The 25415-nt window shown below is 42.5% G+C and carries 21 protein-coding genes; 8 read left to right on the top strand and 13 right to left on the bottom strand.

All coding sequences use genetic code 11. The features are described from left to right. Window positions 1–66 precede the first annotated feature (66 nt). Together AACU32_RS23575 and AACU32_RS23570 are read right to left on the bottom strand one after the other, a co-directional pair. A complete protein-coding gene (locus tag AACU32_RS23575; RefSeq protein ID WP_096608142.1) occupies window positions 67–864 on the bottom strand; it encodes a class I SAM-dependent methyltransferase in 798 nt (265 codons plus the stop codon). 261 nt (window positions 865–1125) lie between these two features. Then, window positions 1126–1644, bottom strand: a complete 519-nt coding sequence (locus AACU32_RS23570) for a GNAT family N-acetyltransferase (RefSeq protein ID WP_096603654.1) — start codon at window positions 1642–1644, stop codon at window positions 1126–1128. 125 nt (window positions 1645–1769) lie between these two features. On the opposite strand from AACU32_RS23570, the gene AACU32_RS23565 reads away from it, so the two are divergent. Continuing rightward, window positions 1770–2132 carry a hypothetical protein gene (locus tag AACU32_RS23565; protein ID WP_339378206.1) on the top strand — a complete coding sequence of 121 codons (363 nt, stop codon included), beginning with the start codon at window positions 1770–1772 and terminating at the stop codon, window positions 2130–2132. 384 nt (window positions 2133–2516) lie between these two features. Here the strand turns inward: AACU32_RS23565 and AACU32_RS23560 are convergent, their stop codons facing one another. Together AACU32_RS23560 and AACU32_RS23555 are read right to left on the bottom strand one after the other, a co-directional pair. Next, entirely contained in the window at window positions 2517–4751 is a 2235-nt protein-coding gene (locus tag AACU32_RS23560) for a CHASE2 domain-containing protein (protein ID WP_096603652.1), read from the bottom strand. A 276-nt stretch (window positions 4752–5027) separates the two neighbouring features. Beyond that, on the bottom strand, window positions 5028–6698 hold the full coding sequence (locus AACU32_RS23555) for a glycosyltransferase family 4 protein (RefSeq protein ID WP_096603651.1): 1671 nt from the start codon (window positions 6696–6698) through the stop codon (window positions 5028–5030). Window positions 6699–6980: 282 nt separating this feature from the next. On the opposite strand from AACU32_RS23555, the gene trmFO reads away from it, so the two are divergent. Further along, entirely contained in the window at window positions 6981–8294 is a 1314-nt protein-coding gene (trmFO, locus tag AACU32_RS23550) for an FADH(2)-oxidizing methylenetetrahydrofolate--tRNA-(uracil(54)-C(5))-methyltransferase TrmFO (RefSeq protein WP_096603650.1), read from the top strand. 189 nt (window positions 8295–8483) lie between these two features. Here the strand turns inward: trmFO and AACU32_RS23545 are convergent, their stop codons facing one another. From AACU32_RS23545 to AACU32_RS23505, 9 genes are all read right to left on the bottom strand, one after another. After that, entirely contained in the window at window positions 8484–8798 is a 315-nt protein-coding gene (locus tag AACU32_RS23545; RefSeq protein WP_096603649.1) for a hypothetical protein, read from the bottom strand. 192 nt (window positions 8799–8990) lie between these two features. After that, window positions 8991–9725: a glutathione peroxidase gene (locus AACU32_RS23540; protein ID WP_096603648.1), complete on the bottom strand. Its 735-nt coding sequence runs from the start codon at window positions 9723–9725 to the stop codon at window positions 8991–8993. An 81-nt stretch (window positions 9726–9806) separates the two neighbouring features. Beyond that, window positions 9807–10715, bottom strand: coding sequence for an alpha/beta fold hydrolase (locus AACU32_RS23535; RefSeq protein WP_096603647.1), 909 nt, complete (start codon window positions 10713–10715; stop codon window positions 9807–9809). Window positions 10716–10769: 54 nt separating this feature from the next. Beyond that, window positions 10770–11594: an SDR family oxidoreductase gene (locus AACU32_RS23530; protein WP_096603646.1), complete on the bottom strand. Its 825-nt coding sequence runs from the start codon at window positions 11592–11594 to the stop codon at window positions 10770–10772. 315 nt (window positions 11595–11909) lie between these two features. Then, the gene (locus AACU32_RS23525) at window positions 11910–12395 is read right to left on the bottom strand and encodes a glutathione peroxidase (protein ID WP_096603645.1); all 486 of its coding nucleotides are present in this window, start codon (window positions 12393–12395) and stop codon (window positions 11910–11912) included. A gap of 26 nt (window positions 12396–12421) precedes the next feature. Then, entirely contained in the window at window positions 12422–13315 is an 894-nt protein-coding gene (locus tag AACU32_RS23520) for an isocitrate lyase/PEP mutase family protein (RefSeq protein ID WP_096603644.1), read from the bottom strand. An 823-nt stretch (window positions 13316–14138) separates the two neighbouring features. After that, window positions 14139–14492, bottom strand: coding sequence for a quaternary ammonium compound efflux SMR transporter SugE (gene sugE, locus AACU32_RS23515; RefSeq protein WP_339378205.1), 354 nt, complete (start codon window positions 14490–14492; stop codon window positions 14139–14141). Window positions 14493–14680: 188 nt separating this feature from the next. Continuing rightward, the gene (locus tag AACU32_RS23510; RefSeq protein WP_096608141.1) at window positions 14681–16066 is read right to left on the bottom strand and encodes a cytochrome P450; all 1386 of its coding nucleotides are present in this window, start codon (window positions 16064–16066) and stop codon (window positions 14681–14683) included. 349 nt (window positions 16067–16415) lie between these two features. Next, window positions 16416–17555 carry a saccharopine dehydrogenase family protein gene (locus AACU32_RS23505; RefSeq protein ID WP_096603642.1) on the bottom strand — a complete coding sequence of 380 codons (1140 nt, stop codon included), beginning with the start codon at window positions 17553–17555 and terminating at the stop codon, window positions 16416–16418. A 396-nt stretch (window positions 17556–17951) separates the two neighbouring features. Here AACU32_RS23505 and AACU32_RS23500 point away from each other — a divergent pair, with 396 nt between their 5' ends. The 6 genes from AACU32_RS23500 to AACU32_RS23475 all read left to right on the top strand — a co-directional run bounded on the left by AACU32_RS23500 (window position 17952) and on the right by AACU32_RS23475 (window position 25400). Continuing rightward, window positions 17952–18629, top strand: a complete 678-nt coding sequence (locus AACU32_RS23500) for a HEAT repeat domain-containing protein (protein ID WP_096603641.1) — start codon at window positions 17952–17954, stop codon at window positions 18627–18629. A 304-nt stretch (window positions 18630–18933) separates the two neighbouring features. After that, window positions 18934–20160 (top strand): RNA-guided endonuclease InsQ/TnpB family protein, encoded by a 1227-nt coding sequence (locus tag AACU32_RS23495; protein WP_096603640.1) that lies wholly within the window; start codon window positions 18934–18936, stop codon window positions 20158–20160. Between the two features lie 81 nt (window positions 20161–20241). Continuing rightward, entirely contained in the window at window positions 20242–20808 is a 567-nt protein-coding gene (locus tag AACU32_RS23490; protein ID WP_096603639.1) for a phycobiliprotein lyase, read from the top strand. A 425-nt stretch (window positions 20809–21233) separates the two neighbouring features. Further along, window positions 21234–22664 carry a GAF domain-containing protein gene (locus tag AACU32_RS23485; protein WP_096603638.1) on the top strand — a complete coding sequence of 477 codons (1431 nt, stop codon included), beginning with the start codon at window positions 21234–21236 and terminating at the stop codon, window positions 22662–22664. An 8-nt stretch (window positions 22665–22672) separates the two neighbouring features. Beyond that, entirely contained in the window at window positions 22673–23098 is a 426-nt protein-coding gene (locus AACU32_RS23480; RefSeq protein ID WP_096603637.1) for a response regulator, read from the top strand. A 13-nt stretch (window positions 23099–23111) separates the two neighbouring features. Further along, on the top strand, window positions 23112–25400 hold the full coding sequence (locus AACU32_RS23475; RefSeq protein ID WP_096603636.1) for a hybrid sensor histidine kinase/response regulator: 2289 nt from the start codon (window positions 23112–23114) through the stop codon (window positions 25398–25400). Window positions 25401–25415 lie beyond the last annotated feature (15 nt).

The raw sequence follows: 25415 nt of genomic DNA, 5'->3' as shown, positions 1-25415 counted from the left end.
TGACTGTTGACTGTTGACAAATGACAAATGACAAATGACAAATGACAAATGACAAATGACAACTACCTAACTAGCAGCAACAACTCCCACTGTTCCATGATAGATAGCCCAAGTAGTGGGATCGTCGGCAAACTGACAATACTGCTCAATGTCATCATCAGTTGCTTGACCAGTTGCAATGTATTTTTCTGCCAATTGTATGGCGGACATTTTCATCACTGTTGCCATACCAAAGCCACCATTAGATAATGGTGTATCGTGTTCTACAGATAAATTTTGTAATTTTAATCTTTGGCAGATGGCAGGTAACTTCACACCCAGAGCATAATCAAGTCCTTTATTTGCAAACATTTGCACGATAGCTTGATTAACTCGATGCACGGATTTGAGTGCTTCTGGATTTCCCACAATTGCTCTGGCTGCTGAAAAATCAGGTTCCTCCAGCACAATCCATCCGCCTGGTTTTAGCAGGCTCAACATTTGGGATAAAGCAACTCGAAAGTCGGAGATGTGGATCAAAACAAAACGTGCATGAATTAAGTCAAAAGAATGCTTCTCAAGCTGCAAATACCGAATATCTTCTTTTATTACTTCAACATTAGATGGCTGTAGATCTGTTAAAAACTCAGTATTTATATCTACAGCAACAACACTGCCGTTTTCGCCAACTATGTCTGCTATCCATCGCATGATTGAGCCAGCTCCCGCGCCTACTTCCAGACATCGCCAACCTGCTGTCAGGCCTGTTGCCAAAATTCGTCTGCGGCTTGCTGGATCAAATACTTCTTCAATTTTTTGAAGTCTTTCAAGCTCTCTGAGATGTTGGGAATTAGCAAAAACGTAGCTAGACTCTGTTACTCTCATGTTATTTTCTTCCTTGTTCAACATACCCTAGCAATCTCAAGACTGATCTGACCGAAGAAGAATAACTTAAAAGTACGTCAGCAAAGCTCTCATAATTTGTTCGGTACAGTAATCTTTTAGACTGACTATATCTTTTTAACACATAGAAATCTCTTAGGGATTTACTCGTAAAAAAATATTCCATTGCTATTGTCAACAGTCAACAGTCAACAGTCAACAGTTAACGACTGAAAGCGGAATAATTTATTTTCTGGAGTTCCCTTAGGTAAGACTCCACTGTTCACGGGTGATACCATAAATTAAAACGTCTCTATCAAAAAGTCTAGTTTTGTCTTCCAGCTTTTCTCCCAAGCGTTGAGCTACTTGGATCGATCTGATGTTCTCAGGATAAATGAGGCTGATGACATGATCTATATCTAGGCTGCTAAAACCATAATTAAGTGCTGCTTTTGCCCCTTCAGTGGCGTAACCTCGTCCCCAATAAGCAGGTTTTAGTGCCCAGCCAATTTCAAATCCAGGCCAGCCTTCAGGTTTCCAAAAACCAATTCGACCAAGCAAAACCCCGCTGTTACGTTCTTCAACCGCCCACATTCCATAGCCTCGCAGTTGCCAGTGTCCCACCATAGCTGCCATGCTGCGCCAAGCTGTAAAGCGTGACAAGGGTTCACCATCACCAAGATAACGGACTACTTCGCGATCGCTAAATATCGCAAAGTAGTCTTCAAAATCTTGTTCATGGAACATTCGCAATAGCAGTCTTTCTGTTTCTAGATTTACCATTGGTTTTCAAATTTAGTTACTTTCATTACTTTTGCGTTATTCAAGTTGGTAAATTCTGAACTATATAGTTGCTCAACTTAAGTATTAAATAAAATTACTACCAATGGTTTAGGAAAAGCAAAAACGTGAACCATTTCCAAAAGCTATCCTCAATAGTGTTCCTGCTGTTAGCTTTCGTGTATCCACCTGTGTTAGCCGAAGCTAAGGATACTACTCCCAATCATGTGCTTAATGAACAGAGTATTGACGCACAGACAACATTAGTTGTAGAGCAAGGTGAAGAGCTGCTGTTAGCTCACCGACCAACTCGACGACGTTATCATAGACCGCATCGGACTAGACAATATTATCAACGTCCGGGGACTCGAAAACATTATTATAGAGGACGCTATCGCTCTGTACGTTATCGCGGACAACCATATCGTCATGGACAATGGGAACTTGTGCGCGATCGTCATGGACGATTAATATATGATTGGCAGCGTTAATAGTACACTAGACTCCCAATTTTCCTAGAGAATCTTGATGCGTAAATCTGCATGTAGGTAGACTTGTTCTTGATCGCAAATTAAAGGGAACAGGAAAGAAAGATTTACAAATGTACTTCGTTTTTTGCTCTAATTAAATAAGAGTTATTTATAGCAATCTTATCTGAGTTGTGAAAATATTTTTTGACGAACCGCCCTCCGGGTGACGCTCCTTCTCCCAAGGGGAGACGCTAACGCGAACGTCGCTAACGCTGCGCTAACAGCAGTTCCTCATGGGGGAAACCCCCAAGATCGGACTGCTTCACCAAGTACGCTAAGTACGCCAAGGGTAAGAGAAATAATTGAGAGTTGGTAAATTTCACAAATGATTTAGAACTGCTATATCTAGATTGGTTTTGATTGGGTTGTGTAAATTCTCTGCAATTGTTTCTCAACATCTGGCGGTTGATTTGTAAAGTGAATGTAAAAACTATTCGCTGTGGTTTGTTCTAAAATTTTGGCATAGATATCGGCGCTGAATACTTCACTATTAGGCATGAGTAAGTTAAGTTTGAGATTAGTGAAGGGTGCTAAAACTCCAGTATTTTCATCTTGCTCAAGGTAAATTTCTCCTCCTTTAGCGGAAAGTTTAATTAACCTGCCTTTACGCATATTACTATCAATATGTTTGCCATCTAACACTGTATATTGCAAGGGCAAAGTTTCAGATAATGTAAAATATACTTCTGCTTCTTTAGTCAAATAAAGATTGTATTTTCCGCCAATACCACCAATTTCATAAATATTGATGGGCTGTTGCACACCTTTGGGTTGGACTGCTTTTTGCCCATCGATTCTGACTAATGATTCTACCTGTTTTAAAGTTGATTCAGAAATCAAAATTTGCCCACCAATACTATAAGATTCAATGCGGTAAGTCAGGTTAACTTGGTCGCCAACTATGCCATATTTACTGCGTTTTTCTGAGCCAATGTTCCCGACGACAACTTCACCCGTGTTAATCCCAATTCCCATTTCAAGATGAGGTAATCCTAGTTGTTGCATAACTTGATTCACAGGTTCCATCGCTAATTGCATGGCGATCGCACAAGCGATCGCTCTTATGGCATCATCTTCTCTACTGGTGGGAGCGCCAAACAAGACTAAGATACCATCCCCCATGAATTCATCGATGGTTCCTTGGTATTGGGCGATCGCATCAGCCATGTATCCCAGGTAGAGATTGATAATTTTTATGACTTCTTCGGCGGGTAAGCGCTCAGATATGGCAGTAAATCCCCGGAGGTCTGAAGTAAGAATTGTAATTGTCCGGCGTTCACCTCCCAGTTTCAACCCATCCGGCTGTTCTAATAAATTAGCAACGATTTCATCAGTTACATAACGCCCAAAGGTTTTACGAATTGCGCCAGCACTGCGGGCGAGGTAAGCTGTGATCGCGATCGCACTTCCCCCTAAAGCTAATAATGGCGGGACAACTGGTATCCACCAGCCACCTAAAAAAGCCATAAAAGTCATACCTGTTAAAGCGATCGCTGCCAGAACGGGTGCTATGATTTGACGAAATGAAACTTTGCTCATTCCGTCGGTATATCGTAATTGCCAAATCAGGTTAGCACCGACTCCTGACCATAACAAAATCCACAAATATTCTAATGGATCTGACCAAGTTTTAATTAAGGGACGGCGATCGAGTACACTGCTGAGAATTTGGCTAATTTGATTTGCATGGATTTCGACTCTGGGTGTGCGTTCGATACCTAGAGGAAAACCGCTATTGAAAGGAGAAAAGACGAAATCTTCAAAAATTTCGCCGACGTTACCAACTAAGATAATGCGATCGCGTCCCCAATCGGCTGGTAATCTGTCTTGCAAAACATCTTTCATAGAAACTGAGTGAAAGTACTTTTGCGGCCCCCGGTAGTTTAATAAAATTTGGTATTTGCTATCATTAGCCCGCACATAACCACCATCATTTCCCGTAAAAGCCGGGAATGTGGTTTTTCCTATACGGTATGTTGGCGCGTTAATTTCGGGAGGGTTGATTCCTTCTGGCTGTAAATAACGGAAAGCCAGAAGCATCCCAAAACTCCACATTTGTTTACCTTGGCGATCGCGAATTGATAAAAATCCTCGCCTGACTTTAGCATCTGGGTCAAGAACTAGACCATTAGCTCCTACTTGTCCCTTAGCTTTGAGTATAGGGGTAGGAGGAATACCTGCGCCAGTTATTTGCTGAATCCCAATTAGATTGGCACTATTTTGATAAACTTTGACTAAGTCTGTATGTCCTGGTTCTACAGGTAAATCACGATAAATATCCAGACCAATGGCTCTAGGCTTTCTGGCTTGTAATTTTAACAGTAACTGAGCTAAAAACTTATCTGGGATGTAGTCCTGTCCAATCAGTTCATGTAAATCGTCTTCATTAATACCAACAATTGCAATCCTATCTTCCGGTGCTTCTTGGGGGCGTAAACGCATATATTGATCAAACGCCGCCCATTCTAAAAACTGAAGTAAACCAGAAAAGCGTAGTAAGATAATCAATCCAGCCACACTAGGGGTGATTATCCATAAGCTGCGCCATTGCCAAAGCAGCCGCCTAAGCTTTATCCACATTGCACCAGACCAAATGATTGTTCATTGTATTGTGCGATCGCCAAAATGCCTAGATCCAAGTTGAGGGGTTAGGGTTTAGGGAAGAGAGATTCGGTACCAATACTGCTCGGTTAAGCATTTTTAACTCGGAATTGGGTTTGGGAAAAAGGTTAAAGGGTAAAGGTTAAAGGTTTTTTCTTTCCCCTTTCCCCTTCCCCTTTTCCCCTTAACCGAGAAGTATTGGATTCGGTACAGAATTTTACCATCATTGTAGGGGCGCGGTTTCCGCGCCCAATATTACGAATTGATGCGCAGAACATCAAACTTTACAAGATACAGCAGGGTACGCAGTAATTGGGCGGGAGAAACATCTCGATGAGAATTGAGAATTGTGTCAATTGAAACTGGGCCGTTTTGGGCGATCGCAGTTAATATTGCATCTATAGTTAAATTTGCGTTTCTTTTCTCTGCACCAAAGTTAGTGATCCAATTTTGCCGAATTTGTTGTAAATTTTCTGGTGTACTCATCGCACCCAGTCCTAATACTAAATCCTGGCTGGGCGTGTTACTTGTGTAATGGGCAAAAACCCTAAAAGGATCGTCACATAAAGGGACTGGTGGGCTACCTGGTTGTAAGGGTACAGACATTGGTGCAGTAGCGCGAATTTCGGCTAATTCTTGCCATAAATTTTCATAAGCGGCGATGACAACTGACCAATCATAAGTTTCTCTAGCCCGTTGTCTGCCATTTTCGCCCAAACGCTTTCTTAGTTCCGGCTGAGTAATTAATTTTATGAGTGCGTTGGCTGCTGCATCTATATCAACTGCAACTACCATTGATGAATGGGCAATGTAGCTGCTGTAATTTAAACTATTGTTGTGATACCCAGCAGCTAAATCTAATCCTAACCCTGGTTGTGGCATGAATGTGGGAATTCTCAAACCATCGATTTCATGGCGTACAGACTCTTGATAACCATCCCAATCGGAGACAATTACAGGTAAACCAGCCGCCATCGCTTCAATTGGTGTTAGCCCAAATGTTTCTTGAATATTATCTACTAAAGATATAAATATATCAGCCGCAGACCAAATTCCGGCACGAATTTCTGGTTTGCGTCCATCAACAAAAATACAATTAACTGAGGGACAGAAAGTTTGCGAACTTTGGATAAAACTAACTTTCTCTTTTTCATCTTCAAACCAGCCAGCCAGGACAAAATGAATTTTGGTTTTGGTTGCTTGGGCTGCTTTTTCTAAAGCCAAATACATCGGGACAGGATGGGCTTTAGCGTAAAAGCACAATCTCCCGACAAACAACACCACAATCTCATTTTGGGGAATACCCAGGGCTTGACGCAGGCTGCTGCGTAGATTCTGAGTATTATCACCGTGATTAAATGTATCGCAATCAACACCCAAAGGAATAATTGGCAGTTGGACATTAATCTGCGGTTTACCACCTGTGCGTTGCGCTAAATATTCAGCCCAAGTATTGAGAAGACGGTCAACAGCATTCTTCACAGCCACAGATGTACAGATGATAGCATCCCAAGGCTGAACCGGGGCGATGAGTGCATCACCAATACCATCCATAACCCCCATACTTGCAATCGTATGGGTGACACCGCAGATACTATATCCCCGTTGATTATCAAATCTTCGCGCCCAAGCAAGTTGAGATAAGATGGGATCTGGGTGATAGATTGTCCCGGCTTGTGTAAGTATTTGATGATTGTTGCTGGGTAACCAGGTAACTTGACGAGAGCGTGTCATCCAAGGTTTAATGCGATCGCAAAATTCCGCGAATTCTCCTTGGCTAGAGGTATAACAATACAGCGAATCGGCTTTTCCATGTTGTACTAAAGCCTTGAGGAAACCTTCACCCGCAGCTTGACGACCGAGGAGTCTTGTTCCAGAGGTATCGTAACCATCCTTTTTATAGAAAATTGCAGCAGTGTTATTCATAATAATACATAGGCGTGAATAATGAATAAGAGTCTCACGCCTTCGACGAAGTCGTTCCCGAAGGGTAGGCGCAAAGACGCAAAGGAAAATTTATAAAATCATCTCGCATTTATGCAAGGATTCACAATCTTTCAAGCTTTGTTGCTATATATGGTGATGACTTTGCTTAATCAAGCCTAAAACTCATGTTTTCCTCGTCTCTCATAACAATCATTTATCATTACTATATATAAATAATCCCAGCAAAGCGGATTTGATTAATTAGGAATTGACATTGTAACTATGACTCAACAACCGATACAAGTGATTGGAGGTGGACTAGCTGGGACAGAAGCAGCATGGCAAATAGCCCAAGCGGGAATACCAGTGATTTTGCATGAAATGCGTCCAAAACGCTTTAGCCCTGCCCATCATACAGAACATCTGGCAGAATTAGTATGTAGTAATTCCTTTGGTGCAATGGCGAGCGATCGCGCTACTGGATTATTACACGAAGAGTTACGTCAACTCAATTCCATTGTCATTACCAAAGCCGATGAACACGCTGTTCCTGCTGGTGGTGCTTTAGCTGTAGATAGGGGACAATTTAGTCAAGAGTTAACCGAAACTTTATCCAGTCATCCGTTAGTTGAATTCCGTCGCGGTGAAGTTCCAGCCATCCCCGAAGGTATAGTGGTTTTAGCCACTGGACCCTTAACAAGTCCTGATTTAGCAGAAGATATCCGCCGCTTAACGGGGATGGAATACCTGAGCTTTTTTGATGCAGCTAGCCCGATTGTTGTGGGAGAATCGATTAACCGGGATATTGCCTTTATGGCTTCTCGCTATGACAAAGGCGAAGCGGCTTATCTCAATTGTCCCATGAATAAGGAGCAATACCTGCACTTTTGGGAAGAACTCAGGAAGGCTGAACAAACAGAATTAAAGGATTTTGAACGGGAAACAGCGAAATTCTTTGAAGCTTGTCTCCCGATTGAAGAACAATCACTGCGCGGTGAAGACACGATGCGCTATGGCCCCTTAAAGCCAGTTGGGTTGTCTGATAGTCGCACCGGGGAACGTCCTTATGCGGTGGTGCAATTGCGTCAAGAAGACAAAGCCGGTCAACTGTGGAATATGGTAGGATTTCAAACTAATTTGCGTTGGGGTGAACAAAAGCGAGTCTTCCGCTTAATTCCCGGTTTGGAAAATGCCGAATTTGTCCGGTTGGGAGTAATGCACCGCAATACTTTTATTAATGCACCCCAATTAATGCATCCAACTCTGCAATTTAAACAACGTCCTAATTTATTAGCAGCTGGACAATTGATTGGTACTGAAGGCTACACAGCAGCAGCTGCGGGTGGCTGCTTGGCGGGAATTAATGCTGCACGAATAGCTTTAGGAAAAGAAACTTTAACTCTACCACCCACAACTATGATGGGGGCATTATTTGAGTTTATCAGTTCTGCGTCACCGAAACACTTCCAACCAATGCCGCCCAACTTTGGGATTTTTCCCGAATTAGGCGTGAAAATCAAGAATAAACAAGAGCGCTATGGAAAATACCGCGATCGCTCTTTGGCTGATTTGGCACATTGGATTCGTAATTCCTAATTTGTCATTTGTCATTCGTCATTTGCATTCGTTATTTACCAGTCTCAGATTGGTAAAAAAATTGTGGTAGGTTTCGCCTCACGAGATCGTAAAATCAGGCGGAGCCTCCTAGATATACGCTCCCACACACAGTATGGGAGCAAGTTAATGTCATGGAATAATTACGAATTACGAATTACGAATTACAAATTATTTTAATTTATCTTTACTTTGATATTGCTCTTGAATAGTTGCTAACCCATGTATACCGAGTCCTGTAATTACTGCGCCAATTAATCCCCAAGTTCCATCAGCAAATACATTAATACGATGCGCTAAAGTGCGATGATAGGCATAATCTAATTGTCTATTACTAGCTTTTTCATCCTTTGCTAGCTTTTCTATATAAACTTCAGCTTTTCCTAGTGCGTCATAATCTAAAATAAACCAATAAAGCGATACTCCTACTACTGCTAAACCGGGCATAACTAAAGTAATTAAAAGAAGTGCTTTGCGTGTATTCATATAACTTTATCGGCAACTAGCACAATAAATCAGGGTTAGGGTTGTCAACAGTCTGTAGGGGCGGGTTGAGTGATATCTTTACACAGAAAACAGATATGTCGGTTAAACCCGCCCGTACAACAGTCAACAGTCAACAGTCAACAGTCAACAATTTTTGACCATTGACTATTGACTATTCAAGCTTTTTGCAATCTATTTTTCACCAAAATGAGCTGCTAAGGCCTCAGAACCGCCAATGAGTTGTCCATCGATAAAGACTTGGGGGACTGTTGTCGCACCTGTAACCGCTTTCAAAGAATGAGTAGTTACATCTTTACCTAAGACAATTTCTTCGTAATCTAAACCATGTTCTTTGAGCAAAGCCTTAGCGCGGGCGCAGTAAGGACAACCTACTTTCGCAAATAAGGACACTAGTTTAGGCTTGACAGCTTGGGGATTGATATACCTAAGCATTGTCTCAGCATCGGATACCTTAAAGGGATCTCCTGGCTCTTCTGGCTCAATGAACATGTTATCAATTACACCGTTCTTTACCAGCATAGAATAGCGCCATGAGCGTTTACCAAAGCCCAGGTCTGATTTATCCACCAGCATTCCCATGCCTTCAGTAAATTCACCGTTACCATCAGGTATTAAAGTGATGTTACTAGCTTCTTGGTCTTTAGCCCATTCATTCATCACAAAGGCATCATTGACAGAAATACAGACGATTTCATCAACGCCATTTTCTTTAAACACATTAGCTAACTGGTTATAACCAGGTAGGTGGGTGGATGAACAAGTAGGCGTAAAAGCGCCTGGTAAGGAGAAGACAACCACTGTTTTATCAGCAAATATATCGTCGGTGGTGACATCTACCCACTGATTGTTTTGACGAGTACGGAATGTAACATTGGGAACTCGTTGTCCTCGGCGATTTGACAGCATGATACCTCCGGAGATATTTAACCAATTGATAGTATGAGGCGATGGCTAGTATAACTGTCAAGCTGTGTACAATTTTACCAGCTAGGAGTAGCCAACAGCAGGTTGATCAATAAAGGGTGCGATCGCGGCTATAAATTCAGTCGTCGATTCATATGGTAGAACATTCCGCCCAGTTAGTTTAATTCCCTGCCCTTGAGGTAAACAGGCTAGGTAGTCTGCTAACCGTTCATCTGGGGTTTCTGCTTTACCTTCGCGACTGATACTTGATGCTGTATCCCCAACCACAACTAAGGTAAGTTTATGAATAGATGCGATTTCGCTACTATAATCCTGTCGCCAAAATCCCGATAAAAATGAAAATACTGCATAGCGATTGGCGGTATTTTCTGCACCAGCTAGTAAAGCATTCAACCATTCTCCATCTACAGTATCACCAGAGGCAAAAAGTTGCCGAGTTGAAAAATCGCGCAAAAATTTTGGGGTGCGTGCATAACGATAAAATGCATTACCCAAAGGTGAATCAAAGAGATTCCAAGCGATTTTTTGCTGCCATTTTGGTGATTTTTTGGTGATAGTAGCCCAAGCAGGAGGACTAGCAAATATTAGAGAGTGGATTAATTGTGGTGATTTTTGAACTAATTTGATCGCAATCGACAATAAAGCACCTTGCACTAAAATAATTACAGGTTTTTGCACTACTGTTTGCAAAAAGTACTGTAACTGTTGTGCCCAATCATCAGGAGTGTAAGCTACATGAGGCATATCACTTTCACCACATCCCAATAAATCAGGGTTATAAATTTGGTTTTGATGTCCAGCTTGATACCATTCCCGGCAAAATCGCTGCCAAAATTGCCGCGATAAACCCACACCAACAGGATGAATTAGAAGTATGGGAATACCCTCTGTTTTGGAATTATCAGGTTGATGAATTTCGTAAGCACAGCGATAATTCTGCCAAGTATAAAACTGAGTAGGAAATGCTGTCATATCTCACCATTGAACCTGATTAAATTATTGCATACTTGCCAACTATAATATTTGCTAAAAAATCATTTGTGGATGTATCAATTGATATCCAGCATCTTTAATTTTTTGATTCGATACCCAAGCATTATATGGGCGCTTACTTTGGAGGGAAGCATCCCAAATAATTGGCGGTAAATTGTGTGGCGTTAGCACATTATCAAAAAATTCCCGACTAATTAGGTGTGCATCGTCTACGACGTTATAAATGCCTTGCCAATTATGTTGGCGAGCAAAGTCGATCGCACCAACAATATCATCAAGATGAACCCAATTAGTGATATCATCGCCATTACCGGGACGAGTTGTCCCAGCGAAGCGACCAAATATGTTGATTAGTTCTCTACCAGGGCCATAAATTCCACCTAAGCGCAAAACACAAACCCGGAGATTTTCACTAGATGCTGATAGTAATAATTCTTCAGTTTGCCGCAGTATTATACTATTAGGATTGTTAGGCGTAACTGAGGTTTCTTCATCTACAACTGCACCATTTCTATCACCATATACAGAATAAGTTCCTGTATATATCAATTGCCGAATGTTAGGCATTTCTGGCAAGATAGAAGCTAAAGTTTTAGCGGTTTGCAAATAGGCTTCTTCATAAAAATCGCCACTTTTTGCCGCGACGCTTAACAGTACTACATCTTGATTTTCTAATACTGTCTTTAGCCCTTCTGGATCGTTTCCCTTTGTGAGGATAACTTTTTGAGCTACTGCTTCTAATATTGAGATACGTGCAGGTGTAGTTGTGGTTGCAGTCACCACAAAATTTGTTTTCTGTTGCCAATATTTAGCAACTGCACAACCTACATAACCACAACCAATAATTGCAATGTTCATGAGTATTTAGATCCAAAAAATATCTAGGTTAAATATAATGTTGACTGTTGACTGTTGACTCTTAAGAGAGATTTTCTCGTGAATGGCTAGTTTAAAAATAAGGCAGAGGTATACTGCGGGGTGCAGAAGGGGTAAGTTTAATTTGGAATTTACTCAAAGGAGTTGACGAAAAATAATAAAGTGTCATGGATTGTCATCATAAATGGGGAAACACCGGGCGGGGTTTCCCCGCCCCTACGAATTTTTCAAATTAGTATGAGATAACCCATAATTTTATAGTTAGGGTAATTTCATCCTTCATCCTTCATCCTTCATTTATTTTGCTAATTCACTTTCAATCGTAGCAATTAATTCTGGTGAATATGGCTTGACGCTACTCTTAAAACGACCTACAACTTCACCTTGCTTATTGACTAAGAATTTTTCAAAGTTCCAAGCTACAGGCCCTGTTGGTTCAACTGCATTAGTGAGTCGCGCATACAGTGGGTGTTCTTGTGGCCCTTTAGTTTGAATTTTATCGAATAGTTCAAAGCTGACTCCAAACTTACTTGTACAGAATTGGACTATTTCTTCGTTGCTTCCTGGTTCTTGTGCGCCAAAATCATTACAAGGAAAGCCGAGAATCTTTAATCCTGCGTCTTTATACTCTTGGTTCAACTTTTCTAGTCCTTCATATTGAGAAGTATATCCGCAGTAGGATGCTACATTCACAATTAAGAGTACTTTACCTTGGTACTCACTCAGTTGCTTATTCTCACCATTGATGGTTGTGACTGTAATGTCAGAAATGTTAGTACTCATGTTAAATTTTTTCTTTTGAATTCTGTCTAAATTTTGTCAGAAATTGGTGTGTAATTTTCCGCTGCAAACTTCTTTTCAATTTGCAGATATTGAGGGACACCAATCAGTGCTTGAAAATCGTGAAAGTCAACTAATTCTGAATAATTCGCGGTGCTTCCCTGGGCTTTGAGGTGAGCAAAGCAAGCAGTCATTACCTTGGTGACAGCCAACAAAGCAGTAACAGGGAAAAATGCTATTTTGAAACCTAATTGCTGTAGTTCAGCAGCAGAAATCTGTGGAGTTTTACCACCTTCAACGATATTAGCTACTAGTGGCACATTTGGGAAAGCAGCGGCGATCGCTTTTAATTCCTCCACAGACTGGGGCGCTTCTACAAACAGTATATCTGCACCTGCTGCTATGTAAGCTCGACCACGGGCGATCGCTTCTTCTAAACCCAGTGGCGCGCGCGCATCGGTACGGGCAATAATTACTAAACCACTATCACCTCTGGCTTCTACGGCGGCGCGGATTTTGCCGGCGTGTTCTGCTAGGGGGATGACTCGCTTACCTTCAAAGTGTCCGCACTTTTTCGGCCATTCCTGATCCTCTAGCAGCATCCCAGCCAAACCCAACTGTACAGCATCCTTGACAGTGCGCATCACATTCAAGGCATTACCATAGCCAGTATCTAAATCAGCAATCAAAGGCACACTTATGGATTGAGCAATTCGCCCTACACTGTAGAGCATTTCTGAAGCCGTGATCAAACCGTAGTCTGGTACACCCAAGGTAGAAGCAGCAATCCCAAAACCACTGGTGGCTACTACTTCAAAACCTGACTGTTCGGCTAGTTTAGCACCTAGACAGTCATAAACCCCAGGAATCACAATAATTTCAGGACGCGCCAATAACTGACGCAGTTTTTGTCCAGCAGACATAAAGCAGTTTATAAATGCAGAATACCCCTCTTTGAGGATACAGCCTTGGCTGCCAAATTTTACTTTTTGGGAATGCGATCAAATCGTACTTAGCAATTTCCCCATCGCTGCTTAAATCTCTTCGCCTAGGACAGGCGATCGCACTTTGCTAAGATTTGGTAGTAGTTTTAGATGAAGATTATTGAGTTTTGCGATCGCAAAGAACGCAAATCAGGGGCGATCGGCTGCTCGGTTGAGGATATTGGGAGCATCTCAAATGTGTAAATTTATTTTTTTGTAGTGCTGGCTCTCTAGAGGGCTGACTGTACATTAGGGAGCAAGATGCTCCCACTACAAATTTATTCAGGGCAAAATTTTGCGAATAGAGCGATCGCACTTAGTCAAAACTTTACATTTTGGCGACTGGTGAGGGCGATTCTTCAATCAAAAAATACATAAAGCTAATTTTAGGGAACTCCAAAAAATAAATTATGCCAAATTGTAGGGGCGGGGTAACCCATACGTGTCAACTTAACGTGAAACCCTTGCCAAGACGTGATGACCGAATTATCTCACCTACCATCACGATCCGCGTCACCCCACCCCAGCTTTGCTAACGCAAAACTTCCCCTCCCCGTTTACGGGGAGGGGATTGAGGGGTGGGGTAAAATGCCTGTGGGATAAGCCTTTTAACTTAAGTTGACACCAATGGGGGTAACCCCGCCCCTACGAGTTGCGGGTTTGGTAGGTTAATGATTGGAATATTTTTTTATTTGGAAGTCCCTTAGTAGGTGAAAAGCCATTTTACTTACTTAAAACCTCAAGATCACAGATGATGCTGAAGCTAATGTGAGGAGACCAGCCTGAGTCCCAACACGCCTGCAATAATTAAGCCTATGCAGAAAAAGCGCCTGATCTCAGCAGGTTCTCCAAACAGAATTACACCCAAAAAAGCAGTACCGGCTGCTCCTATTCCAGTCCAGACAGCATAAGCTGTACCTACTGGTAGTGTGCGGAGTGCTATTGACAAGAAAGCGAAACTCACTACCATACAAGTAACAGTAGCGATGCTAGGAGCAAGCTGGGTAAATCCTTGTGTATACTTCAAACCAATTGCCCATCCCATCTCAAGTAAACCAGCAATCACCAGGTAAATCCAAGCCATCGGTTTCGCCTCTACACGTTGCAGGAATTCCACACTATTACACACTAGAAATCTAGTGCTTAATCCCGAATTCCTGATAAGTTTTATAGCTTAATCAGCCAGCATTTATTATTAAGTGAATTTGACAAACCTTACCCACCCAACCTCCCTCTCTTGGGAGGACAGGGAGGAGTAAGGAAAAATTAGGTTTTTCCAATATGCAAGTTTCCCAATACTGGAGTTTATCGAGTCACAGGTACTTGCTTTTGTTCAGGTACAGAAGCTTGATTTGCAATCTCCTTAATCTGGACTTTAATACCATATTCTGGGCGCAGTGTAATTGAGGGTTGGGGTACAATCGGGAACCCTGGTACTAATTCGATTTGAAAGCGTTGGGCGATGGTAGCTAATAATAAAGCTGCTTCCATTTGCGCAAAGCCTTTACCAATACAAATACGCGGGCCATCACCAAAAGGAAAATATACGCCTCTGGGTAGTTGCTTCTCAAACTCTTCTGTCCAGCGTTCTGGTTGGAAGGCTTCGGGATTGGGGAAATATTTCGGATGGCGATGCATTACCCACTGACTAATCATAATCGTCGTACCTTGGGAGATTTCGTAATCGCCAATTGTGGTATCTTGTGTGGCTTCTCTCCCTATCAGCGATACTGGAGGATACAATCGCATCGACTCTTTAATCACTTGCTGGGTGTATGGTAAGCGAGACAGGTCTTGAATTGTGGGCAACTTTCCTTGTAAAACTTGGTTTAACTCAGCAGAGAGTTTCTCTTGCACTTCTGGATGTTGCGATAACAGCATCCATGTCCACGATAAAGTATTAGCGGTGGTTTCGTGACCTGCTAGCATTAAAGTTGCTACTTCATCTCGTAGCAGCTTATCGTCCATTTGTTGCTGAGTTTCTTCGTCCCGCGCTTCCATCAACATCGAGAGTAAATCGTTGGTTTTTTCGCTACTCTGACGGCGATCGCTAATTAGTTTGTAGATAGCTGCATCCATTTCCGCCACAGCATGAGTATAGCGAATGTTTTCCGGTCTAGGAAACCATTCCCACACTAAAAAATTTTGCCTGCGCTTACTTTCAAACCAGTGCATTGCCACATCTAAGGCATTAGCAACCACTTTGGCTTCACCTGCATCAACATCGGCGCTAAAAATGCACTTCATGACAATCGCCAAAGTCAGCTGCATCATATCTGCATGAATATCATGGATTTCGCCATCATGCCAAGCTTGCAACATACGGTTGCTATACTCTACCATTATTTGGCCGTATTCATTAATCCGCTTTTGGTGAAACACAGGTTGAGCTAGGCGACGTTGCCAAAACCAAGATTCTCCTTCTGCGGTTAACAACCCTTCACCCAGTAAAGTTTTTAATACCCGAAAGCCACGGCTTTTAATAAAAGTCTCGCGATTTTTTAGTACTTCTTCAATATATTCAGGATTAGTTAGCAAACAAGCGGGTGTTAATCCTAAGCGTAACGGAACAATATCACCATAATCACGACAACGGGAGAGAAAGCCTAATGGATCTTCTCCGAGATCAACTAAATGCCCAACAATTGAGTTAATTGGCGGCGCTGGTAACTCAAAAATATCTTGTCCCATTGCAGAAATCTTCCATGCTAATCTGTCTTTTTGAAGACTAATTTCTTTAACAAGGAAATTCTTCATCACAAAGAAAGATTTATTGCGCTTCGTGGGTCAATATTTAATAGTCCATAGTCAATAGTCTATAGTCAATAGTCATTTGTCGGTTGTTTGTAGATGGGTTTTGACACTTTTTTAACAATCAAATTTAGCCTCAGCTAACACAGAAGTAGTTACACGCAAAAATTTGTAAAAAAATAATCGCCAATTGAGCGGGTTGCTTAATAATCAATCTAATCAGCGATCGCTTTCTCTATGGATACCATTTGGAGAGCGATCGCAATTATCTGCCATTGACAACTGACAACTAACTTTTCACCCAATTACTATTAATTTTAATTCCTCGGCTGTTCATTGTTTCCACAAACAAATCTGTAGGTAGTGCCTCTTCTACAGGATAAACTCCAGGTTTTTTTAATTTACCTTCAAGTAATAATTGGGCAATACTACCTGTCCCACAACCAGAAGCTAGAGCGGTATTTTCATAAACTAAATTTGCACAATAAACGGCTGTTTTCCCATCTTTTTGTCCTGTGACTTCTGCACGCACTGCTACCCCAATTCCTGTATAAGCATTAGTCACATCCGTCATAAAATGACTGACATAAGACAAAAATTCAATCATACTGCGACGCTGCATTAACCATTTCGGGAAAATATGGGCTGCTATCCAAGTCAAATGATTATAAAAATCGGGGACTGAACCAAATTTGGTAATTACAGTCTTCACAGATGGAAAAGAATGGGGCATGGTGAAAGTTTCTGGCATATCAAACCAGTAAACTCCAGTATTTCCATAGGGTGATGCAAAACTAATATCTTCCCTCTCGCTGTATGGTTTAACTAATTGCCAATTGCCATCTATCCAAGCCTCAAAAGGATACTGCAACCCCAAAAAAGTTGTCCGCATAACTGTGACACCAGCGCCACCAGAACCGGAGACTAAATAACTCAAATGAATTTTTTCGGCTTGATCGAATTGCTCGACACATTGCCGTACCATACTATTAGAAATACCGGGGAAAATTCCCGTATTAATAATTGCCGTGACATTAGCAGCAGCAGCTTGTTCGTTATAACTTAAAGCCTTACTAGTATAGGAACGGTGGTCACTGACATCTAGATAATTAACACCTAGTTCAATGCAAATTTCCAGAACCTGAGTATCTCGGTAGTGAAAAGGACCAGCACAGTGAATGACTAAATCCGAGTTTGCGATCGCCTGCCGCAGTTTGTCAACTTCCACCAAGTCCAACACTAAAAACTGCACCCCTGTTCCTAAAGTCCAGTTATTTTTGCTACTGAGCCACTTGGCATCTTCGTTTCCTTCAGCCACTGGATAACGTCCAGTAATCGTAATTTCTGCCTGAGTGTGGGTGGCTAGATCCTGAGCAACACTGCTACCAATCCGCCCCCTACCTCCAAGAATCAAAACGCGGTTTGTCATGGGTACTGCTGGTCAAAACTAGTATTTATTGCATCAATTTTCAGTTCCGCTTGTCATCGGCAACAAGTAAGACCTTGGCGGTGAAGTAGGTAGTAGTCTGGGGGGAGGGGGGCAGGGGGACAAGGGGGACAAGGGGGAGTGTGGGCAGTTTTTTTCCCAATGCCCAATGCCCAATGCCCAATGCCCCATGCTCAATGCCCAATGCCCAATGCCCAATGCCCCATGCCCCATTCCCAATGCCCCATTCCCCATTCCCCATTCCCCATTCCCCATTCCCCATTCCCCATTCCCCATTCCCTACCAATTCATGTCTGGTTAACCGCCCAAGGAAAAGGTGTCCTTTTTTGGGAGTACTTTTGTAAAGTAAAGATAAGTAAAGAAAGTGCTTTAATCATAATGACTGCTTTAAGCTTAGAAGAAATTTCTGCTCAATTAGAAAGTCCCAATTTGCGCGATCGCATGGTAGCTCTGGCTAATCTGCGCCATGTTGCGTCTGAAGATGCTCTACCTTTAATTAAAAAGGTATTGAATGACGACTCTCTGCAACTGCGATCGATGGCAATTTTTGCTTTGGGAGTTAAACCAACGCCAGAAAGTTATCCGCTTTTAGTAAAAATTCTCGAAAATGACCCAGATTATGGTATAAGAGCCGATGCCGCTGGCGCTTTAGGATATTTAGGTGATGCCAGAGCTTTTGAGATACTAGCAAGAACTTTTTATGAAGATACTGATTGGCTAGTACGCTTTAGTGTAGCAGTTGCCTTGGGCAATATTAAAGATCCGCGTGCCCATGCGATTCTTGTGCAAGCGCTCGATAGTGAAGAAATTGTCATACAACAAGCTGCGATCGCGGCATTAGGAGAAATTAAAGACATTGAGTCTGTAGATCTAATCCTCCGCTTCGCCCAATCAGATGATTGGTTAGTGCGCCAGCGTCTTGCAGAAGCTTTAGGTAATCTTCCCACTCCCAAGAGTGTCTCAGCCTTGAAATACCTAGAAAAAGATAGCCATTCCCACGTCGCTGAAGCAGCGAGAATTTCTCTTGAGCGGCTGGAAGCAATAAATAGTCAATAGTCTAATGGGCATTGGGCATTGGGCTTGTGGCGGGACAAGGGCATGGGGCATTGGGCATTGGGCATTTATCTCCCTTGTCCCCCTTGTCCCCCTCCCCCTAACATTTAACGTAACGCGGAAGTCCCCACCCCGAAAGTGCAGGGTGGGGATAGGGAGAGGGATGCGACGATTGCATCTTTGACCATCATCAACCGTAGGTTGGTAAGGAAAAAGATGTATGAGGAGTAGCCAAATATTTTCCGGTTTTTCTTTACTGGTAACTTTATATAGTAGTAAGATATATAAATCAAGGAAGTGATATTGAGTGCTACATAAAGCTGTTCAGGTTTGTTTATACCCATCAAAAGAGCAAGAAAAACTATTGGCGCAAGCATTTGGATGTGCGCGTTGGTGGTGGAATTACGCTCTAAATAAGTCAATTGACACTTACAAAGAAACGGGTAAAGGATTAGGACAGTCGGCACTCAATGCACTATTACCTAAGCTCAAAAAAGAGAAAGATACAGAATGGTTAGCTGATTGTTATAGCCAAGTTTTACAAGCTACAACACTCAATCTGACTACTGCATACAAGAACTTTTTTGATAAGCGGGCAGGGTTTCCTAGATTCAAATCTAAACACGGTAAACAGTCGATCCGGTATCCTCAAAACGTCAAAATTGTAGATGGCAATGTTAAACTCCCAGGAAATATTGGGATAGTCAAAGCCAAAATACATCGACCAATTGAGGAGAAAATCAAGACTGTAACCGTCAGTAAAGCCCCATCAGGAAAGTATTTTGCATCTATCCTGACTGAAATGGACGGAGATGCCCCCACAATTACGGAGGGCAAGATTTATGGCGTTGACTTAGGCTTGAAACACTTTGCTGTTGTTACTGACGGCGAGAAAGTTTCTAAATACGACAATCCTAAGCACATCGCCAAACATGAGCGAAACCTGAAACGGAAACAAAAAAAATTAGCACGTAAAATAAAAGGGAGTAATTCAAGAAATAAATATCGTAAAGTTGTCGCTAAAGTGTACGAACGGGTTAGTAACTCAAGGCAAGATTTCCTACATAAACTTAGTTACAAGTTGGTCAGCGATAGCCAAGCTGTCATAGTAGAGAATCTTCATGTCAAAGGCATGGTTCGTAATCACAAATTAGCAAAAGCAATATCTGATTGTGGATGGGGAACGTTTAGCAACTTCTTAGCCTACAAGCTAGAACGCAAAGGTGCAAAGTTGGTGGAAATTGACAGATGGTTCCCCAGTTCCAAGCTTTGTTCTAATTGCTTCTATCAAATTGGTGAAATGCCACTGGATGTTCGTGAGTGGACTTGTCCCCACTGTGGCGCACATCATGACCGAGATGGGAACGCTGCGATAAACATTAGAGCAGAGGGAATCAGGATGCTAAAGGCGGAAGGTTCAGCCGTCTCTGCTGTAGGAGGGGAGGTAAGACCAAAGATGGGACGAAAGTCTCACCTGCGGCACTCCCCCTTGAGTACAGAAGCCCAACCTTCAGGCGAAGCCAAGGTTGGGTAGTTCACACTCCTTTCGGCAACGCCTCCTGCTACCGTGTAATAAGTGGGATTTTCAGCATTTTGATGCAGGTGAGTTTTAATCATGAATATAGAAGAGTTTTTTGAGTTGAGCGCTGGTAAATGGTTTTCCCATCGTACTAGCCATAAGTTGGCTTTTAAGCAATCCGAAGACGGTAAGTCAAATATCACCATTGAAATGCTGACAGCAGATCATCCAGATGTCGTCAAACTATGTCAAACATATGCAATTAACCCAAGTCTTGCGGCTTGTGGTATCAGAGTTACTGGAAACGGCGCTATAGCAGGTGATAAAGAAAAACATAGTGGAACTACTGTGTTAGTTTCAGTACCTGATGACGATAATCCCCATGAAGGGCAGTTACTTTGGGATCTGGGTCATACACAAAAAGCTCCAGTTGCTGGACGCTATAAGATTGGCAGTGATGAAGCTTTGACCCTAACAACAGAATATGAAAATATTTTGTCTGAGGAACGGCTATGGTTTGCTAGCCCTAATTTGCGGATGCGAGTAAGTACTATAAAACATCAGGGTGGCTTTAGCATGGCTTCTTTCACAACAGAGATTCGCATGGGTGGCGCTCCAGCAAATGTGAAAGCGTCACCAGCTGCTAATACGGCATCAAGTTAGTTTTCTGACGGGATTTGCAATTTAAAAATATTTCCATGCTAGGGGCACAATATTATTGTTGTGCCCTACGTCTTTAGTCTATGTTCATTAAATGAGCGATCGCATTTAAAGAATCCATGAGGTAAAAGCCTTGATTTACCGTAGGGGTAATTCATATTGCCCCCAAATTTCCTACTTGATACGTAAATTTTAATACAATTCAAAACAGCTAAAAACCCAGAAAGATAATTCTATTGACTATTGACAAAAGAAAGGATGAAGGATGAAGTGAGGGAAGGTCAGAGCCTCGCCCCTTGTGGGCGAAAAAAAATAAGTTTTTCCTTAATTCATGCTCCATCCCTTTATCGGTGGGGTAATTTCATACTTCATACTTCAGCGTTCAGCTTGACTTCTGCGCATTATTACATCCTCTAATAGGTAAAAAAATGAACCCAGAGACACTAGCAAGACTGCGGGATTTATGCCGCGATGAAGCAGCATTTGTAGAGCTAAAGCAGATTCTGGGAGATGAAATCCGCAATTTAGAGCATGAAATCAATCAGGCAAATTTCCAGATACAACGGCAAAAAACATTATTCCGTGTAATTACTCGCCTGCGCGAATCAATAGACCTAGACGCAATTTTTCAAGCTACAGCTACTGAGGTGCGCCAACTTTTAGTCGCAGACCGAGTGGGGATGTTTCGCTTCTACCCAGATTCAGGTTGGGATGATGGCGAATTTGTTTCCGAGGATGTAGATCCAGCTTTTCCATCGGCTATGGCGCAAAAAATCCATGACCACTGCTTTGGTGAACAGTTTGCAGTTGCTTATCAACAGGGACGGATTCAGGCAGCCGCAGATATTCATAATTATGGGTTGAGTGATTGTCACATCGAAGTTCTAGCTCAATTTCAAATTAGAGCAAATTTAGTAGTACCGCTGTTACAGAGTGAAAATCTTTGGGGATTGTTGTGCATTCACCAATGTAGCGAGCCAAGAGAATGGCAAGCTACAGAGATTGAATTTGCCACGGAAATTGCCAGTCATCTATCTGTGGCACTTCAACACGCAGAACTCGTTGCCGATTTACAAGCAGAAGTGCTGGAGCGCCAGCAAGCTGAACAAGCAGTTATCTCCCTCAATCAAGGATTACAACGAGCAATTATTGAACTACAGGCAGTAAATAAAGAACTGGAAGCTTTTAGCTACTCCGTTTCCCACGATTTACGCGCCCCTCTACGCAGTATTGATGGCTTCAGTCAGGCTTTACTGGAAGATTACCAAGACCAGCTCGATGACATGGGACAAAACTATCTGCGGCGAATTCGGTCAGCTACTCAACGGATGGGGCAATTGATTGATGATCTGTTGAATCTATCGCGGTTGATGCGTAGCGATATCCAGTTAGAACCTGTAGATCTAAGTTTATTGGCAAGAGAAATCTGCACAGATTTACAGGAAGCTCACCCAGGCAGACAGGTTGAGTGTATTATTCAACCAGGGCTTACTGCTCAAGGAGATAGCAGACTTTTGCACATGTTATTGACAAATTTACTCGATAATGCATGGAAATTTACTTCTAAGCACAATCAAGCTAAAATCGAGTTTGGCGCAATTTCTCAAGACAGTGGCATCCCCATTTACTTTATTCGAGATGATGGTGCTGGCTTTAATATGGCCTACGCCAACAAGTTATTTGGCCCCTTCCAAAGGCTGCATAGAGTAGATGAATTTCCCGGAAATGGAATTGGGCTAGCCATTGTACAACGAATTGTGCATCGGCATGGTGGTCGAGTTTGGGCAGAAGGAGTTGTAGAACAGGGAGCCACTTTTTACTTTACATTGGTAACAGATGAGGCTGGAGCAGAAGCGTGAGCAATAAAATGATTTTGCTGGTAGAAGATAATCCTGATGACGAAGCTTTAGCGATTCGAGCACTCAGGCGCAATCACATCAGTAATGAAATAGTAGTAGCTCGCGATGGTGTGGAAGCTCTAGATTACCTATTTGGCACTGGAGTTCACTCTGGCCGAGATATCAACATTAAACCTACTGTGATTTTGCTGGATCTGAAGCTACCCCGGATCGATGGTATGGAAGTCCTACGTCGCTTACGAGAAGATAAACGCACCAGCTTGTTACCTGTAGTCGTCCTAACTACTTCCAGTGAAGAAAAAGATTTAATTAATAGTTACAGTTTGGGGTGCAACAGTTATATCCGCAAACCTGTAGATTTCATTCAATTTACCGAAGCAGTCCGACAACTGGGAATGTACTGGTTATTAATGAACGAAGCGCCGCCCCTTTAGAGAGTTAGTCAAGATGCTCCCCCACCTGCGTGTTTTAATTGTTGAGGATTCGGAAGATGATACACTCCTACTGGTTAGGGAGTTGCGTCGCGGTGGATACACTTTGAATTATGTTCGCGTGGATACCGCCGATGGGATGGAGGCAGCGCTCAATCAACAATCATGGGATATTGTGATTGCAGATTATAGTCTGCCTAGCTTCAGTGGTTTAGAAGCTCTCAAACTCCTTCTCCGGCGAAAGCTGGATTTACCATTTATCATTGTCTCCGGCACCATTGGCGAAGATATTGCTGTCGCGGCAATGAAAGCGGGAGCGCACGACTATTTAATTAAGGGTAACCTCGCCCGCCTAGTGCCGGCGGTGGAGCGCGAGTTGCGGGAGGCTAAAGAAAGGTACAAACGGCATAGTGCGGAACAGGCTTTTCAAGAAAGTGAAGACCGCTTCCGTACACTCTGCTCTTCAGCTCCTTTGGCTATCTTCCAGACTAATGATCAAGGGCAGGTTACTTACATTAATCCTTTATGGTATGAAATTTCTGGCTTAAGTGAAAAAGAGAGTTTAGGCTACGATTGGACGCAAGCGATTCACCCCAACGATCGCTCTGAGGTTGTTGAAAATTGGCAACAGACAGTATCTCAACAAAGTACCTGGGTTCGCGAGTACAGACTCCTGACTTGCCAAAACGAGGTACGATGGGTGCGTGCCCTAGCTAGTCCGATGTACTCAACAGAAGGCAGATTCCTGGGTCATGTAGGTACAGTTGAGGACATTACCGATCGCAAGCAAACAGCACAGAAAATCTACGAACAAGCAGCTCTTTTGGATATTTCCATAGATGCGATCGCAGTTCGTGACCTGGAAAATCATATCTTATTTTGGAATAAAGGTGCCGAGCGTCTTTACGGATGGACGACAGCCGAAGTCCTTGGGAAAAATGCCGCTGAACTATTATTTAAATCTAGGCAACCTTCACCACCATTTCTAGAAATACAGTCAATCTTGGCGAAAGATGATAAATGGCAAGGCGAGTTCCACCAAGTAACAAAAGATGGTAGAGATATCATCGTCGAAAGTCGCTGGACGCTGATGCGCGATGAAGCTGGTAATCCTAAATCAATTTTGACAATAAGTACTGATATTACTCAGAAAAAACAACTAGAAGCTCAATTTCTCCGCACTCAACGCCTGGAAAGCTTGGGAACTCTCGCCAGTGGAATTGCCCATGATTTCAACAATATCTTGACTCCGATTTTGGCAATTGCCCAACTGCTACCGATCCAACTCCCCAACCTGGATGAGAACACTCAGCAACTGCTACGCATTCTAGAAGATAGTGCCAAGCGAGGTGCTGATTTAGTGCAGCAAATTCTCTCTTTTACACGCGGAGTTGAAGGTAGTCGTTCCATCGTCCAAGTACGGCATTTGCTTTCCGATGTAGCGCAGGTTGCCCTGCGAACCTTTCCCAAATTTATTGAAACTAAAACTGACATCAATCCAGAACTTTGGACAGTTTTTGCCGATGCAACTCAACTTCATCAAGTGCTGATGAATTTATGTGTTAATGCTCGTGACGCTATGCCAGATGGAGGGATTTTACACATTAGTGCTGAAAACCTTTGGCTTGATGAAAATTACGCTACTACTGTGCATGTCGATGCTAAAGAAGGTTCTTATGTAGCGATCGCGATCGCTGATACAGGAATAGGCATTCCCCCAGAAATTATGGAGCGGATTTTTGATCCCTTTTTTACTACCAAAGAAGTCGGCAAAGGAACAGGTTTAGGACTTTCCACTGTCATGGGGATTATTAAAAACCACAGTGGTTTTGTGACGGTTAACAGTGAGATAGGAAAAGGAAGCTGTTTTAAAGTTTACTTGCCGAGTAGAGAAGTTACAGAAACCAAAGCCGTAATTGATGCAGAACTGCCAAATGGTAATGGCGAATTAATTTTAGTAGTGGATGATGAAGTCTCAATTTGTGAAATTGCTAAAACTACCTTAGAAAGCCATAATTACAGAATTTTAACTGCTAGCGATGGCATTGGTGCGCTGGCACTTTATGCTCAACATATGGATGACATTAGCCTAGTGTTATTAGACATGATGATGCCAGTCATGGATGGTGCTAGCACAATACTCATGTTGCAACGCATGAATCCAAAAGTACAAATTATTGCCATGAGTGGACTGATGAGTTATGAATCTCCCGCTCAAAAGAAAAGCTTTGGTATCCGAGAATTCCTAGCAAAACCCTTTACAGCCCAAGTCTTACTTAATACCTTACATAAAGTTTTGGGGTAAGCAGGGGGGCAGGGG

The sequence above is a fragment of the Calothrix sp. NIES-2100 genome (assembly GCF_963875285.1).
GTDB lineage: Bacteria > Cyanobacteriota > Cyanobacteriia > Cyanobacteriales > Nostocaceae > Aulosira.
This window is presented reverse-complemented; position numbering and strand designations above follow the sequence as displayed.

Coding starts and splice junctions, on each gene's coding strand:
- AACU32_RS23575 (WP_096608142.1), bottom strand. CDS start 864: ATGAGAGTAACAGAGTCTAGCTACGTTTTTGCTAATTCCCAACATCTC.
- AACU32_RS23570 (WP_096603654.1), bottom strand. CDS start 1,644: ATGGTAAATCTAGAAACAGAAAGACTGCTATTGCGAATGTTCCATGAA.
- AACU32_RS23560 (WP_096603652.1), bottom strand. CDS start 4,751: ATGTGGATAAAGCTTAGGCGGCTGCTTTGGCAATGGCGCAGCTTATGG.
- AACU32_RS23555 (WP_096603651.1), bottom strand. CDS start 6,698: ATGAATAACACTGCTGCAATTTTCTATAAAAAGGATGGTTACGATACC.
- trmFO (WP_096603650.1), top strand. CDS start 6,981: ATGACTCAACAACCGATACAAGTGATTGGAGGTGGACTAGCTGGGACA.
- AACU32_RS23545 (WP_096603649.1), bottom strand. CDS start 8,798: ATGAATACACGCAAAGCACTTCTTTTAATTACTTTAGTTATGCCCGGT.
- AACU32_RS23540 (WP_096603648.1), bottom strand. CDS start 9,725: ATGCTGTCAAATCGCCGAGGACAACGAGTTCCCAATGTTACATTCCGT.
- AACU32_RS23535 (WP_096603647.1), bottom strand. CDS start 10,715: ATGACAGCATTTCCTACTCAGTTTTATACTTGGCAGAATTATCGCTGT.
- AACU32_RS23530 (WP_096603646.1), bottom strand. CDS start 11,594: ATGAACATTGCAATTATTGGTTGTGGTTATGTAGGTTGTGCAGTTGCT.
- AACU32_RS23525 (WP_096603645.1), bottom strand. CDS start 12,395: ATGAGTACTAACATTTCTGACATTACAGTCACAACCATCAATGGTGAG.
- AACU32_RS23520 (WP_096603644.1), bottom strand. CDS start 13,315: ATGTCTGCTGGACAAAAACTGCGTCAGTTATTGGCGCGTCCTGAAATT.
- AACU32_RS23510 (WP_096608141.1), bottom strand. CDS start 16,066: ATGGGACAAGATATTTTTGAGTTACCAGCGCCGCCAATTAACTCAATT.
- AACU32_RS23505 (WP_096603642.1), bottom strand. CDS start 17,555: ATGACAAACCGCGTTTTGATTCTTGGAGGTAGGGGGCGGATTGGTAGC.
- AACU32_RS23500 (WP_096603641.1), top strand. CDS start 17,952: ATGACTGCTTTAAGCTTAGAAGAAATTTCTGCTCAATTAGAAAGTCCC.
- AACU32_RS23490 (WP_096603639.1), top strand. CDS start 20,242: ATGAATATAGAAGAGTTTTTTGAGTTGAGCGCTGGTAAATGGTTTTCC.
- AACU32_RS23485 (WP_096603638.1), top strand. CDS start 21,234: ATGAACCCAGAGACACTAGCAAGACTGCGGGATTTATGCCGCGATGAA.
- AACU32_RS23480 (WP_096603637.1), top strand. CDS start 22,673: ATGATTTTGCTGGTAGAAGATAATCCTGATGACGAAGCTTTAGCGATT.
- AACU32_RS23475 (WP_096603636.1), top strand. CDS start 23,112: ATGCTCCCCCACCTGCGTGTTTTAATTGTTGAGGATTCGGAAGATGAT.